Source organism: Anaerocolumna sp. AGMB13025 (genome assembly GCF_029689925.1).
In the GTDB taxonomy this organism is placed as follows: Bacteria; Bacillota; Clostridia; order Lachnospirales; family Lachnospiraceae; genus Anaerocolumna.
The window spans coordinates 842,559-858,101 of record NZ_CP121445.1 but is presented as its reverse complement, the minus strand read 5'-3'; the positions used below and the strand labels follow the sequence as shown (position 1 = coordinate 858,101).

Here is a 15,543-nt window from a genome sequence, read left to right as displayed (position 1 = left end):
GTTGGCAATTATTTATCTTTTTTAAGGGTTGTTAACATATTTAAAATTGTTAATGCTTGCTTAACATTGCGGTTTTGTTTATATTTGGTTAAGCAGTATTTTACATTTTTAATTTTCTTGGATATAAAAGTTAAAAATGCATAAGAAAAAGACCATTACACTGTTATATGTAATAGCCTTTTATTCACCATCATCTGTTATATGTAAATTCTATTGTTTTCCTAACTCCCTATATATTTTATGATTAAAATAAAATGCAAAACCACCTAATACTATAAAGGAAAAACTTTTCGTAATAAGTGCGGGCAGTGGCAGCGATACACCTGAAGCCAACTGACAGATTGTTTGTGGAAACATCATGATTCCTACCACAATACATAACTTTAAAATACAGGCAAGAATTAATGTCCCTAAGGGCTCTCTTCTTTTTACCAGATAAAGTGCAGCATAACATAGCACACTAATAATTCCCATATCCAACACATACGTAATATTCGTGGTATATATTCCAATCAGCGAAAGAGTAGTTCCCTTTATTATTGTAGGGATTACATCAGGCAACCACGCAACAATTAACGCAATTCCCGATAGGATTAAAAAGATATATATCCCTTTTGATCCCTGTATAGCTTGTCGTAATGATATGTTTTTTATATGGCCAAACATCCCAAATAAGGAGCAGGAAAATATTTGCATTACCAGATTTTCTTCTGTACCGCTTCCGCCACAGCAAATGGTCCCGGAATGGTATAAGCCCCGCGGTGATCACCAAGATAATCGCTGTCAAATACAATATCACTGCCATCAGGATTTTCAAAGCGTTCCTCTGGCTCAAACGCTTCACCAAGAATATCACTGTTAATGATTCCATTTTTAAAGTCATTGATAAACTTGTATACATTGGAATCAATGCTGTATTCTCCGTCTTTTTCAATCAGGTGCACATATACTTCGTGTTCCAAATCAACAAGCGCATTTGCTTCCTTCTCCCACTTCTTTGCGCCATTAAAATAAGCATTTCCATTAATCCAAACCGGCAGACGATTAAAATGATACTCCTGAAGCTTGAACATGTTTGGATATGGGTCTTTCATATCAAATAGCTTAATCCATTCCTCATAAGTGGGATACTCATCAAATACGCTGTTTCCCACCACCTGGTTATCGGCCATCATAAATCCCATATCTTCCTTAGCTTCCACTTCAATTACCGGATTTTTCTGAACAAATATATTGTTATAAACTCTGTTATCTCCATGAAGAATTGTCATAAAGCCCGAAACTTCCGTGCGGTGGGGGATATGATACGGGGTATATCGTGGCTGGTTAACACCATTAACATTCATATCCGTTCCGCCGCCAACCGAAGTAAACGCGCCTAGAATCAGATTGTGGACGCAGGCAACACCTTGTGTTGCTATACGGACTGCTGCTTTGGACATTAAAATATTATTATCAATTAAGGTGGGACCATGTCCGACTTCAATAAAGATATCCTGGCTCATCATCGTCCCAGGTGCCTTTGGCGTATCCGCAGGAGTTTCATTATCATGCATCAGGTTCTGGGTAATACGCGTTCCCTGTGCCTGCCAGTCACACCAGATTCCCATGGTGGAATGGTGGATGTGGTTCCGACGGAAGGTAACATCAATTGCCGCATGGAATTTAATTCCGGCTATTTCCGCACCGCCAAGCTGCTGCATATTGTTAATATGATGGATATGATTATCTTCAATGATACTAAAGACACATCCCATACGGCCAACAATACCAGTCTGTTCGCAATGATGTATATTACAGCGGCGGACGATGTGACTTCCGATGGTTTCCTTTGACCAGCCATGATACTGACCACGGCAGACTGCATCCCGTTCCATCTGGGTTGCACTCTTAACATGTTTTACTGTAAAGTAATGATCGTTTTCCGGATCGAGATATTTACCAAGAGAGATACCGCTGCATTTACTGTTGCTAATTTCACAGTCCTCAATAATCCAGCCTTTAGACCAGTGAGGTCCAATCATTCCATCCTGATAAGCTGCCGGCGGTGCCCAACTAGTAGCGGCTTTATTAATATGAAAACCACTTACGGTAATATAGGATTTTCCTGTCTCTGAGGGTAGAAAGCAGTTTCTGCGAACGTTAATCTCAACCTTTTCCTGGTTTGGATTCAGCCCTTGGAAGTTGGCATAGATTACCGTTTCATTTCCCTCCTGCTTTGTGTACCATTTATAAATAGAGAACTCCGGTTCCCAGGAAGGGGCGTAACGTTCCCCTTTGATACATTCCTCCAGGGTCGTAGTTTCATAAAGCATACGGTCATTTAAATACACCGCACCGGTGTGATTGTCAGGCGCGCCAAAATACCAGTCTCCATATACCAGGGTAGTGTAGGGATTATAAGAACCAAATACACCGTTATCGATGCGGCATACCCATACCTTATCCTGATATACTTCCCAGGTTTTGATTTCTTCCGCACCTGTAATTACCGCTTTCAGAGGTTCTACACTCCGGTAGGTAATCCGCGCATTTTCTTCTCCTGCATTCTTTGGATTGACATACTCTCTGTATACTCCCGGTGCAACCAGGATTTCATCCCCTGGCTTTGCAGCCTGGGCTGCATCATTAATACACTTATAGGGCATTTCTTTGCTGCCGTTTCCCGGTCTGGGGGCAGCTATGTTAACATATAATTTCATTCTAACTCCTATCCGTGTGCTTTAGCACACATACTGCTTTTGTTTTTTCAACTTATCCACCGCTTAAGAATTTGCTTCTTTTTTATCTTTTGCATTTACCTCTTGAACATTTAACTTAAAATAAATGATTAATACAAGGATTCCGGCAATTAGCGGAACTCCAGCAAACATGAAGGTCAGCATATTATTAACGGAAGCTGCCTGAACTAATTCTTGTGCATTAAAGCCTGATGCTTTTAAAAGCCATCCACTGATTGCGGTTCCAAGACCACCACCAACTTTCATACCGAAGGAAGTACAAGAGTACATACTGCCGTCAATTCTTTTTCCGGTTTTTCTAAAAGTATATTCGGAGGCCTCTGCAACCAATGCATTAAAGGTTCCACCCAGTGAACAGCAGGTTAAAAAGGATAATGCAAAAAGAATCAGCATAAAGGGAACATTCTTAGTAAGTGCAGCTGCGATAAAGGCAATTCGTATTACGACATGGAGACTAAAGGAGCCAAGGCTGACAGTGCGGATACTATGAAACTTCTTAATCAGAATTGGCACTAAAATCAGACCAATAACACTGGCGATAGAAGACGCCGTAGCAAAATCACCAAATTTATTACCGTCACCAAGCACATAGATACAAAAGTAAACCGCACCACCCATGGAAATTGCCATACTCATGTAAAAAACAGTGTAAAGAATCGTAAGCATATCAAAGTACTTGTTAGAAAGGAGTAATTTCATTGTTTCTACGAATCCAACCTTCTCCGGTGCAGCATCTGCTGCATGATTATTTAGAACCTCCTCAGGCAGTTCCTTTACAGAAAATACGGCAAAGGTATTTATAACAAGACCAACTACTGCAAAAATGATAGCAGTCACTTTCCAGCCTGTGGCTCCGCCGCCAAAATTCTCTACTAACTTTAATGTAAAATTAGAAACCACTAAATTCCCCAATGTAGAACCGATGAAACGGAAGGTACCTAGCTGTACACGCTCATTACCATTCTTTGTAATCAAAGCGGTAAGAGTGGAATAGGAAATATTATTGGCAGTGTAAAATATTGCATTTAACAGGGTATAGGTGATAAAGAAATACGCATACTGGACAGTTTTTCCCATTCCCAAAGGAGTAGCAAAGATTAAGATCAGACAAACGGAATTCCCAATAAAGGAACCAAACATCCAGGGTCGGGCTTTTCCCAGTTTGGTATGTGTGCGGTCGATGATACTTCCAAAGAAAATGTCCGTCACCCCATCCAATAGCTTTGAAAACATAATCAGGGTTCCAACCACCGCCGGATTCATGCCAACTGTGTTGGTCAGGTAAATCATAACAAAACTGGATAACAGTCCAAATACCATGTTCGCCGCAAAGTCACCAGTTCCATAACCAAATTTGTTAAACGCCTTTAAATACTTCTTCTCTTCCATAGTAAACCTCATTTCTTATAGTAGTTTCATTATTCTAAGTTCTTTTTTCTAAGTGCTTAAAAATTACCTTTTCCTTGTTGCTGTATTTATGTTATCATGTATATAACTACTTAGAAATATCTGATATAGCATATTTTATTAAAAAATGTATCCGAATCCGACATGGAGGTTTTTGTGAGCCGTCGAACAAATCAAGAGCTCCAAAAGAATGATAAACTTTCTCAGGATAATTTTTTAAAAGACCTGGGAATCCAAAAATCCTTTTTAAAATTCGGTAATTTCGGCAGTTCTGTTATTGAATATCTGGAAATTGGTATGCCCTATATGATTCTCTACGAATCCGTCATCGCAGGACAGGACAAGGCCGTTACCCTTGAGTTTACGGAAAGCCGTAAAAACTATATCTATTCCACCCGCAGCGCCCTTAAGGTTCTCGGGGAACGCCCTCTTCATGCCCATGATTTCTATGAGCTGACCATTGTGCTTTCGGGAGAGGTTACGATTCAGATTGAGGATGAATTCGTTACGTATCACGCCGGAGACTGCTGCCTTTGCAATCGAAATATCCATCACCGTGAACTTCAAGATCATGATTTTGAACTTCTTCTGTTTATGTTCAAGGAAGAATATATCCGCTCCGTCATTGAAGAAGACATCCTGTATGATGAATCTGGTAATATATATAAAAAAGACAACATATTCCACCGGTTATTTTTAAAAAATGAAAAAATAAGCATCTACACAGCGAAAGAATATATTGATTTCCGTTTAAAAGAAGAATTTGACCAGAATCTCTTCTTTTCCATTATCAATAGTATTTTAAAAGAACTAAGTGAAAAAAGATCTGGCAGAAGCTACCTGATTAAAGGCTATTTCTGCCGGTTCATAGAGCTGCTTACCAATCCCCTCAAGTATCAGGTCACCACCCATCAGGGTAAGCTTTCCAGAGAAGAAGAAATGGTTTATCAAATTTCCATGATTTTGGAGGATTGTCACGGGCATATCTCCAATGAAGAATTAGAACAACGGCTCAATTACAATCGCGACTATATAAACCGCATAGTAAAAAAGAGAATCGGAAAAAATCTGTCGGAATATAAAAGAGACTTCCTGTTAAAGGAAGCCTGCCATCTATTGCTTAAAACAGATCTGAAAATAAGTGAGATATGTGAAACTCTTGGTTATTCCAATCGGAACTTTTTTAATAAGCTTTTTACAGAGCAGTATGGGATTACACCTTCGAAATATAGAGCATTTAAGGGGGAGGGGATGTGATATTGACCAGAAACCCTATGACAAATCATTATCCCAAAGTAAACCGCATCAAATGCTCCTTTCTTATTGTTACTTAAAAACTTTATCATAACGGTAAGCAGAACACGCCAGTCCAGCTAAAACTGCATTTGTAATAATACTGCTATGTCCTTCCGAAACAAACGGAAGATTGCAAAACCACCCGAATTGAAATCCAAAGTTTCCAAACATATATAATAAAAATTGTAGTACCAAGGCGAAAACACAGGAAAACGCTAATACTTTGCCTATTTTATTATTTATCTTACAAACCATTCGTATCAGCATAATATAAACCGCTGTCATGATTAAAATTATAGCTGCTGACGGCAGCAATCCATATTTTATCATCGAATAGGCGATTCTGTAATTAGTTTGGTAGTGTACTGGCAGAATATCCTCCAGCTGTGTTACATCACCATTATCAATATATTGCATTCTATAATTATAATCGAAATCATCCAAATTTTTAAAATACCATTCACTTGTAAAATAAGATCTTAATTCATCTTGACTCAGATTTATTTGTCCTATTAGTTTAGATTTACCTAATAAGTCCTTTATCAATATACTATTATAAGAATCATCCCTGAAATTTTTTACTACTTTTTCCGGATAGAAACATTGTTGAAACTCACGTTTCCAATTCCCGCTAAAGGTTGCCAAAAATACTGCCAGCATAATACCAAAACCTATCAACCACGTGAATAATTGGTTTCTTACATTTCCTTCCAGCATACCTGTAACAACCATATATAACAAGGTTGAAGATATTGTTAAAAGTAATATGAAATTAGCCGACACAAAAAAATCATTAAAACGTAACGAATTACATAATATAATCGCTGCTACTATTAGGGTAGTTAATTGGATTGATTTATTTTTTTTGTTTTTATAGTAATATGCCATATTGATAATAATCGGAATAATCATAAGCTCCCATGCAAATAGAATTTGAGGCTTTCTCAATCTGATTAATTCTAATACAGATATTCTTTGAATCATAAAGAAGGCCAGACAAAACAGCAAGGCTCCAACAATTACTTTAAAATATATCTTATTGTTCTTTACTATATTTTCATAACCAAAATGATATGTAAGGAAGAAAATTGTTAATCCATAGAAAAAGTAAGAAATATCCGTAAGGGAGCTGCTATTACTAGGAAACCTCCTTACCCGAACACTGCCTGCTATACCTATACACATTAATAGTACAATTAATATCACAATAAAAGGATTTTTTTGCACCTTACGCACTTTGTTTAAATGAACTCCTATTTCAACTGCATTCCCCATATTTTCAATCGCTTTTTTTAATGCTGCTGAAGTCTCCATACCCTGAAGAATATATTCTGCTTTTCTATCTTCTATGTGGGCAGCCAATTCTTCCTTAATCTCATTTCGTACTGGCTTATATTGAATCTGCTCTACTACATCATCAAGAAATTGGTCTATTTCCTTAGTTGCTCCATACTGCAGTCCCATATCCATTACCCCCAATCACGAGATTGACAGCTTTCTGATAAGTATTCCACTCCTTTGTCTTATCTGCCAGTATTTTAGTACCTTTTTTGGAAATACGGTAATACTTTCGTATTCTTCCTGATTCAGAAACTTTTTCATAGCTTTCAATTGCCCCATCTGCCTCTAACGCATGCAATGCCGGATATAGGGTCCCTTCTTTCAAAGAAAATACATTCTCGCTTCTTGCTTCTAGCTCTTTAATCATCTCATACCCATACATATCCTGATTTTCTAATAGTTTTAAGAGCATCATCGATATACTGATATTCATAAGTTTTTTGTCCATATTCATTACTCTCCATACCTAGATTCTATAGGTGTTATTATACATAGTTTTCATAGGTATGTCAATATGGAATTAATTTCTCTTGATCCACTGCTCCTTGTTATGTATTGAATACAAAAACTTTCCCACACATCAGCTATTATTCTCTCTAATTCACCTGAGTTATGTAATTTATCCGATAAGCAAATATTCCTGTTAAAATAACATTTAAAACATCTGCAATTGGCTGTGAAAATAACACTCCCTGAACCCCAAAAATTCCAGGTAATAGTAAAACAAGGGGAATAAAAAATACTCCTTGTCGGCAGATGCTTAAGATGCCACCTTGTTTTGATTTTCCAAGTGCCAGATAGAAGGTACCATAAACCAGCTGAAAGCCTAAGGTTATGAATACAATGCTGTTCAAAATAAGGGCTTCCTGCCCTATTTTCATGACTACGGAATCATTTTTACTAAATATTTCAATGATATTACTAGAAAAGCAGATAATTCCTCCTGCTGCCAATATGCAAAAACAGCTTGTTAACTTTAGTGCGAACTTTTTAGCCTGTTCCACTCTGTCCCCTCTTCCTGCCCCATAATTATAACCTACAAAGGGCTGGAAGCCTTTGAGGAAGCCAAAGACTGCCATTGTGCCAAGTGCTATGACTCTAGCTTCAATTCCTATTGCTGCCACCACGGAATCCCCATAATCGGCTGCCACAAAATTAGTAATGCCTACCGCCACACTTGTCAATATTTGAAATACCATAATTGGAAGTCCCACCTGAAAGATTTCAATATATATTTTCTTTTCTATCCTTATATTTTTTATAGAGATACGGAAAACACTTTTCTTACTGAACATGTAGCTTGCATATAGTGTGGTAGAAACTATATTAGCTATCAAGGTTGCTGCTGCAGCACCCATAACTCCCATATGAAATCCGTATATCATAAGAGGATCTAAGCCGGCATTAAGGAGACCGCCTATTAGCATTGCAACCATACTGAATCTTGAAGCGCCTTCTGAAGTTATAATGTTATTGACGGTTACGTTAAACACATTAAACAGCAGACTGATTATAAAGACATAACCGTATTGTCTTGCATATGGAAGTATGGTTGGGGTTGCACCCAGGCTTTTAAGTATTGGGGTCATAAATAATAATACAAAAAGAATACAGATTCCACCTGTAAACAAACTGCTAATCAAAGCTGTTGAAGCACAATGATTGGCTTCTTTGTATTGTTTGTTCCCCAAAAGCCGTGATAAATAGGAGGAGGCTCCACTACCGAATAGTAATGCAATTCCAGTCATTATTGTTCCTAGCGGAAATACTATGGATACTGCCCCCATCTGTGCTATTCCTAATTGTGCCACAAAATAGGTATCTACCACGTTGTATAACGCAGCAATTAACATTCCCACCATGGTGGGTACTCCAAGCTTTATAAGTGCTTTTGATACTTTTTCATCCTTTAGTAAAAATAATTTCTTTGATTCATTTTCCAAAACCATTTCCTCTTTTCGTGTTTAGTTTATATACTGTATAGCATCTATACTTTATGGGTAAAAAAATTAAGCCTTTATTGTATTCATAACAAACGGAAGCAGTAATTCCAAAACAATGGATAAATCGGTAAGGGTAACAAAGAGTTCCGTATTATTCTTTTCCTTTCTTATGGCATGTTGCAGGAATGCCAGTCCATAATATATACTCCCTATGAATAATGCAGTGATACGGAAATTTATGTACACCAGGGATAAAATGCCGCATAATCCGGTACATATATTGGCAAATCCAAGCTCACGGATCAAGGGATAACTTTTGCTGTCTTCTAATTCAAAAATCGCTTTCGCCGTGAAGCCTGGTGATATAGCCTGCTTCATTCCACAGGTAACTAGTCGTAGTCCAACCCCAAAGAATACAAACCACTTTATCATGACTGCCCATAGATCTGTATCAGGGCTAATCATCCTATCAATTAAAATGCAGCCCATTGGCAACACATAAAAAAACAAAATAACTGATATCTCAAATAGTCCCATTTTATTTTGATTTTTCATCTTGATCGCCTTTTAATTTTTCATTCATCATCTCATCAAATAAATGAAGGATTTCTTCCATCTTTTCATATAACTCATCCGGCATTTCCCGAAGCATTTCGAATAGCTTTTCATTGGAAGCCCTATGAAATTCTTTATGCCCTTCATAAGCCTTTCTCCCAATCTCCGTCAGCTCAAGCCTCACTTCTGTATCTGAGTTTGGCGAAACTCTTTTTTTCACTACACCTTTGTCAACTAATTTATAAACCATCTGGGAAGCTGCTCCCTTCGTAATTCCCTGATAGGCTGCCAGGCGTGTGATATTAATATCTTCCATATCTTCGATTGCCTCAATGGTATGTATCTCCGCCCTTGAAAATGTTAAATCTGTCCCGTAGTTTCTTTGCTTATTCTCTGTTTGATTATATTTGTGGACTGTTCGCTCCATCAAAGCTGATATGGCTCTATAATCTCTCATCTGATTACCCTTCTCTATTGTTTAGTTTTTATACTGTATAGTTGCTAAACCTATGATACTGTCTTCTGTTATAAATGTCAATCTATTTTTTTCGATAGACATGGGTGTTCTATTTTTTTTGATAGTCCTGGGTGTCTATTTCTTAAGATAGTCCAGGGTGACAATTCCCGCTCCGACTTTCTATTCCACCGCTTATGCCATTGCCCAATTACCGCTTCCCTATATTTAAAAGAACACCGTTCAAAAAGTTAACCTCCGAACGGTGTCCGCCTACACATACAGATCTTGATGAAAATTCTTAATGAAGTTCAAAAACGAACCTCTTCTACTAATTTATACATTATGCAATAACATTACAATGACTTCCTAATAGAACTCTCCGTTTGACTAATGCTTTCGAATTCTTCGTGAGTCAGCTTCCAACTTAATGTGGCTGCATTGGAGGCTGCTTGTCTGGCATTTTTTTCACCCGGAATAGGGATTACTCGTGGATTGCTTGCAATCAGCCAGTTTAGTGCTACCTGTGAAATGGTTGCGTTATACTTATGAGAAATTCTATCCATAAGCTCAAATAAAGACTCAAGCTTTTCCCGCTCCAACAAATATGGCTTTGTAAAGAGACGTCGCATAAGGGGCGATGGGTCTCCGTCTTTGAATATATCTAGTTGTGTAACCCTAGCGATGCTACGCAGATTGGAGGGATGAGCATCACCGCCCACTCTATACTTTCCGGTAAGAACCCCTTCTCCTAAAGGGAGGATGGCTATAAGCGCAATATCAAGCTCTTTGCAGGCTGTAAGCATGCCATTCGTTTCAGGAAGACGGTGTAACAAATTATATCCAACCTGGTTGGAGGCCAGTTGAATATTCTGCTTTGCAAAATATTCATGGGCATACTTCATACGCTCTGTATTGAAGTTGCAGACACCAACTGCTTTTGCCTTGCCGCTTTTCACTGTTTCAGCAAGGGCATCCAAATACTTATTAAGTTTATGACGTGGAACGGGATAGTGTAATTGGTATAGATCAACTTTTTTCAGTCCGAGACGTTTTAGACTTCCATCAAGGGTGCTAACAATGTCCTTAGCTGAAAAGCGAGTAGATGGATCATAAATTTTTGCCGGTGAAAATTTAGTTGCTACTACAATTGGCCGGGCATCTTGATGATGAAATTCACACAGCAGCTGCTCGGATATCCCTCCTCCGTAACTTTCTGAAGTATCAAAAAAATTTAAACCTGCATCTAAAGACGTCTTATACGCCTTGAACAGATCCTCACGGGTAAATCTTTTACCATATCCAACAAGTTTTTCTCCCCACGCCACTGTACCAATCCCCATTGCCGGAACTTCTATACCCGTCGCGCCAAGTTTACGATATTCCATATTGTTCATCTGCAAGGCAAAATATCTACAAATACTTTAGAACAAAGGATGAAATCCTTCTTCTTATTTTGAAGGAAGACTTTAAATCCTTTATTTCAGCTTTTATTAAATCATTTAAAATTAATAAAATTTATTCTCTTTACGAAATTACAGATATATGGACATGCAGGCTGATAGAAAACGAACGGCTGTTAAAATTATATGGTATCCTTTATACAACCATCGAAAAAAATGTTTCACTAGAATCTTTAGCTGAGTTTAAAAAAGAAATACTTATATCATATCAACAATTAGTAAACTTTATTAGCCAGCTTTTTTCTGACGCCAGCGAGGATAATATAAATAATTTTATTTCTTCGGTACTTACCCTTGCTTGCGGATTATATTCATCAACAAAATTAAGTAAATTACAAATGGAGGCAACTAAATTAGCGGATGCAAATTATAGGTTTGCTGACTTTAAAGAGGTATATATGGCTTGCTTCTATCAGCAACTATATTGTTTAAAGCATTCTATTGAAATTAAATTAGAATAGTGGGTGTGGTCGTTTGAATATACTGAAATCTTTCTTTTGATGTAAAAATCATCGCATGTGATTTCCCTGATTTATATATCAGCTAATAGAATTACTATTTTATGTAATTTATTTGCATTTTTTGTAATTTCGTATTATTATAAAAAATAAAGTATAACGAAAGGAAGATTTTATGCAAAAATCACTTTTATTAACCCCACCTCCTTCAGAAACTTACCAATGTACTTCTTTCTTTATTGCAATCCTGATTGCACATCCTAGTATACAGAATTACTATTATAATAATTTTATTAACTTAAAATGTCGAAATTCTTCTGAATCTCGCAGCACTGAACTTACATATATCACCAATCATTGGGAATATATTCGTCCGTATAATTTTGCACAGATCGATGAATACAACCTCAAAAATATTCCTCGTAACCAACTTGTTCCATTGTTAAAAAAATGTATTGATGATAACAAATATCTTCTTTTATACATGGTTGACGATTACTATCTGAGTTATTCCGCCTCATACAAAAGCATACACTATATTCACGATACGTATATCTATGGCTATGACAATGACTCCTTTTTGGTGCAAGCATATAGTAATGCCAATCTACACCTGTTGAAAGTTCCAGCAGAAGAAATTGAAGAGTCATTATATAACATAAACACTGATTTAGATGTAACATTTAAGACTCTATATATTGATGATAGTAAAAATGTTGAATTAGATCTTCACACGATATATACCGAATTCAACAATTACTTAAATGGTGTCGCACCAAATGACTTAGAATCATTTGGTATCTACGGGATGAATACTTACAAAGCCTTATTCGAATTTTTGGAAATGATTCCGATACAAATGGAAAATTCAGAGAACTTACTAGATTACCGAATACTTAGATTCTTCTGGGAACATAAGGAATCAAGAACTATTCTTTTACAATACATCAAAGGCTCAATCCACATTGATGATGAAATCTTATTATTATGTAATAAAATTTCTAAATTAAGTTGTAACTTATTCAACCAATTCCTTAAGTATACAATCCAAAAAAATCCGAACCATCTTGAGAAAATGAACAACTATTTGGAAAGAATTGAAGAACTTGACTATACTTTTACAACTTCAATGATAGAGATTCTAAAGAGGGAATTAGAAATATGAGTACTCAGCCATATCTGCATAATTTAAAATCCAATCCAGTCTATTGAAGAGGGAAATAATTGCTAAGAATTATTTCCCTCTCATTGAACCGAATGTACCGCTCCCTTATATGGCTCTACAAACCTTTAACAACATTTCACAACATTTCTAAGTAAATGATCCAAAAAATGCAAATAAAAAAAGACCCTCGAGATTACTATATAAAACCAAACATTAACGGCAAATGAATCAATTTCCACATCCCATGCCAAGCTCCGCCTTATTTTAACTTATTGTACTTTTCCTTACTTCCATATGCCTTATTTACCGGATATTTCTCATCATTGCGTTTGAGTTTCTCCAGTACAATTTCATCAAGATCCAGTCCACAGGCATCTGACATAAGTACGCAATAATTAACCACATCTGCTAGCTCTTCCTTAATCTTGTCCATATTCTCCGTACATTTTACATCTTCTCCGCTCCATTGGAATACTTCCAATAATTCAGCTGCTTCTAAGGAAATGGATATGGCCAGGTCCTTGGGATTGTGAAATTGCTTCCAATCACGTTCATCACGAAATTGTAATATTTTATTTATGGTATCTTGTGTCATAATCTTTTATCTCCTTTTTGACGCTGCAAGAAGCGCTTCTCTAAGTTCCTTATCATAGGCATAAACATATAAGCCCTCTACACCGCGTGTCATCAGAACTCTAACCTCATGCTGTATTAAGGTTTCGCCAAACTGCTTTTTCGTACCATCGGATAGGGTACGATTTTGCGTCATTTTCTTATAATTCTTAGCTGTTGGATCAAAGATTACTTTTCCATCACGATATTTTACGGAAGGTCCTAAAATTACTCCTGCATAATTTAAATCAAATCCCTGAATCGTAAAGGTTGACCCCACCTCATCAATGGTCTGTGGCTGCTCTGCCCAAGAAAGTGATTTGATTGCACGTTTTTCTTTGCGTGATAATTTCTGCTCCAGCTCTCTGTTCCAGGGCTTATGCCAGGGTCCAATCAATACTTCCCAATATTTATATTTACTCAGCCTAGCTTCTGTTGTCGCTTTATTCTTATAGTCCCAATCATAGGTTGCGATCATACGGGAAAGACGATGATTCTCATCCGATGCCTTTTGCTTCAAAGCAAATTCCAGCTTCTCTGGTTCATCAAATATCTGAATATCGTATCCTCCAAGATTTGACGGTATATTAGTAATTATCTGATCCTTCGTGAATCCATCAATCCAATCTACTACCTCCTTGGAGGCTTTGATACGAAGCTGATTCGTTAGTTCATAATAATTATTGCTACACTTAGCTTGTTCTCTGAATTTATCCAAGATCTGTGATTCCCAATATTGTTCTGTTGTAAGAATTTGATTTTCATCAAACATGACAACAGTAACTCTTGCACGATCTACAATATCTTGCAGCTGATTATCACCCTGATAGGATTGTTTTCCTTGTGTTAATAGCAAATGTGCCTCATCAATAAAAGCAACATCCACCGGCTCTTCTATCCTATGATGATTGATAAAAGACGTAGGCTTACATACAACCTCTCCAAAGCGTTCCGTTAAACCAAGCTTTTGTGCAATTTGTGAATATACAGTAATCTGCTCATCATGATTTACCATCATATAGCATTGTAATGGCTCCCTATCTTCTTCCGCTGCTTTTGCAAAGATTTCATAGAAGGTGCTACTATTAAGAACTGTTTTTCCAGTTCCTGCCTCGCCTTCTATGAATATAAGTTGGTTTTTCTTTCCCGTATTTAATGCATCAAATACTCTTTGAATGATAATGCCTTTGATTTTCTCCTGATCAACTGTCAGTTTATGTAGCGGAGAGGCCTTATATACCGCAGAGTCTTTAATTGTACTTTCTCTTGGAAATAAATTTTTGTTATCCCTTCGTAATTTAGACCACATCATTCGAAAAATATCATCCATTTCACTGTCTGGATAATATTTGTTCTGGGGATTCCCCCTCATGTTGTGAATCTTTTTCACCCGGTCAACACTCATCATATAAAGCATCAATCGATTCTCTATATCCAAAGTCATGGATTTGTTGAAATGTTCATGTCCGATAATATATAAACTCGCATCAGCTTTCATGAGCTGTTGCTGCCATTCACCTGACTGATTATCGTGATGCTGCTTTGTTCTTTGAATAATATTATTGGATTCCCCAATATACACCTCATAATCCTCTGTATCTTTCCAATTATGAATATATACTGTTGGAAACTGCAGTATAATATTTTGCTCTTTTTCTGAAGCATTCGCTTTTAAATTGTTGTGAAACTCTTTTAATCCATTTGGATTGTTTGAGATTTTGTAGACGATTGGCTTTATCTCTGTTCCCATATATATTATCCTTTGTTAATTTTGTTTTTTTGCTCGGGGCGCGTTCCCTGGTTTTTCTATGTCCACTGGTTAAGCAATGCTTTCCTTTGATGGTTGGATGATTGCTGCTTTAAATCTTTCTTCTTTACAATAAATGTCTATCTTCTCTGTGAAATATTGCATTATACTGTTACTTCTGCTGTAGTTTTCATATTCCATATTTTTTCCTTAAAATCTACAACTTCTACCATTTTAGTATATTCTTATATACGAACATTTTCAACAAATTTTCACAGTTATTACGCTAATCTCATAATATTATCTGTTCCTCCTTTTAGCAAACTATGTTCTCTAAGATACTCATGTTCATTGATGAATT

The 15,543-nt window shown here is 36.7% G+C and carries 14 protein-coding genes; 3 read left to right on the top strand and 11 right to left on the bottom strand.

Annotated elements, in window-relative coordinates; all coding sequences use genetic code 11:
- Positions 1-210: 210 nt before the first annotated feature.
- The 3 genes from QA584_RS03675 to QA584_RS03665 form a co-directional block, all read right to left on the bottom strand.
- On the bottom strand, positions 211-474 hold the full coding sequence (locus tag QA584_RS03675) for a hypothetical protein (RefSeq protein WP_278273151.1): 264 nt from the start codon (positions 472-474) through the stop codon (positions 211-213).
- Between the two features lie 221 nt (positions 475-695).
- A complete protein-coding gene (locus QA584_RS03670; protein ID WP_278273150.1) occupies positions 696-2,702 on the bottom strand; it encodes a right-handed parallel beta-helix repeat-containing protein in 2,007 nt (668 codons plus the stop codon).
- Positions 2,703-2,765: 63 nt separating this feature from the next.
- Positions 2,766-4,130, bottom strand: a complete 1,365-nt coding sequence (locus QA584_RS03665) for an MFS transporter (protein ID WP_278273149.1) — start codon at positions 4,128-4,130, stop codon at positions 2,766-2,768.
- A gap of 174 nt (positions 4,131-4,304) precedes the next feature.
- On the opposite strand from QA584_RS03665, the gene QA584_RS03660 reads away from it, so the two are divergent.
- Positions 4,305-5,405, top strand: coding sequence for an AraC family transcriptional regulator (locus QA584_RS03660; protein ID WP_278273148.1), 1,101 nt, complete (start codon positions 4,305-4,307; stop codon positions 5,403-5,405).
- A gap of 69 nt (positions 5,406-5,474) precedes the next feature.
- Here QA584_RS03660 and QA584_RS03655 read toward each other — a convergent pair whose 3' ends face one another.
- The 6 genes from QA584_RS03655 to QA584_RS03630 form a co-directional block, all read right to left on the bottom strand.
- Positions 5,475-6,914 carry a permease prefix domain 1-containing protein gene (locus QA584_RS03655; RefSeq protein WP_278273147.1) on the bottom strand — a complete coding sequence of 480 codons (1,440 nt, stop codon included), beginning with the start codon at positions 6,912-6,914 and terminating at the stop codon, positions 5,475-5,477.
- Positions 6,883-7,233: a PadR family transcriptional regulator gene (locus tag QA584_RS03650; protein WP_331487830.1), complete on the bottom strand. Its 351-nt coding sequence runs from the start codon at positions 7,231-7,233 to the stop codon at positions 6,883-6,885. Before QA584_RS03650 ends, QA584_RS03655 begins: the two co-directional genes overlap by 32 nt.
- A 148-nt stretch (positions 7,234-7,381) precedes the next feature.
- On the bottom strand, positions 7,382-8,728 hold the full coding sequence (locus QA584_RS03645) for an MATE family efflux transporter (RefSeq protein WP_331487829.1): 1,347 nt from the start codon (positions 8,726-8,728) through the stop codon (positions 7,382-7,384).
- A 66-nt stretch (positions 8,729-8,794) separates the two neighbouring features.
- Positions 8,795-9,283: a DUF6790 family protein gene (locus QA584_RS03640; protein ID WP_278273144.1), complete on the bottom strand. Its 489-nt coding sequence runs from the start codon at positions 9,281-9,283 to the stop codon at positions 8,795-8,797.
- Positions 9,267-9,740, bottom strand: a complete 474-nt coding sequence (locus QA584_RS03635) for a MarR family winged helix-turn-helix transcriptional regulator (protein ID WP_278273143.1) — start codon at positions 9,738-9,740, stop codon at positions 9,267-9,269. Before QA584_RS03635 ends, QA584_RS03640 begins: the two co-directional genes overlap by 17 nt.
- Positions 9,741-10,093: 353 nt before the next feature.
- Entirely contained in the window at positions 10,094-11,125 is a 1,032-nt protein-coding gene (locus tag QA584_RS03630; protein WP_278273142.1) for an aldo/keto reductase, read from the bottom strand.
- A 68-nt stretch (positions 11,126-11,193) separates the two neighbouring features.
- Here QA584_RS03630 and QA584_RS03625 point away from each other — a divergent pair, with 68 nt between their 5' ends.
- A complete protein-coding gene (locus QA584_RS03625) occupies positions 11,194-11,661 on the top strand; it encodes a hypothetical protein (protein ID WP_278273141.1) in 468 nt (155 codons plus the stop codon).
- A 172-nt stretch (positions 11,662-11,833) separates the two neighbouring features.
- On the top strand, positions 11,834-12,823 hold the full coding sequence (locus QA584_RS03620; protein ID WP_278273140.1) for a hypothetical protein: 990 nt from the start codon (positions 11,834-11,836) through the stop codon (positions 12,821-12,823).
- A gap of 259 nt (positions 12,824-13,082) precedes the next feature.
- Here QA584_RS03620 and QA584_RS03615 read toward each other — a convergent pair whose 3' ends face one another.
- Complete coding sequence (locus QA584_RS03615; protein WP_278273139.1) at positions 13,083-13,418, bottom strand: nucleotide pyrophosphohydrolase; 336 nt, start codon at positions 13,416-13,418, stop codon at positions 13,083-13,085.
- Positions 13,419-13,424: 6 nt separating this feature from the next.
- Complete coding sequence (locus QA584_RS03610; protein WP_278273138.1) at positions 13,425-15,185, bottom strand: DUF2075 domain-containing protein; 1,761 nt, start codon at positions 15,183-15,185, stop codon at positions 13,425-13,427.
- Positions 15,186-15,543 lie beyond the last annotated feature (358 nt).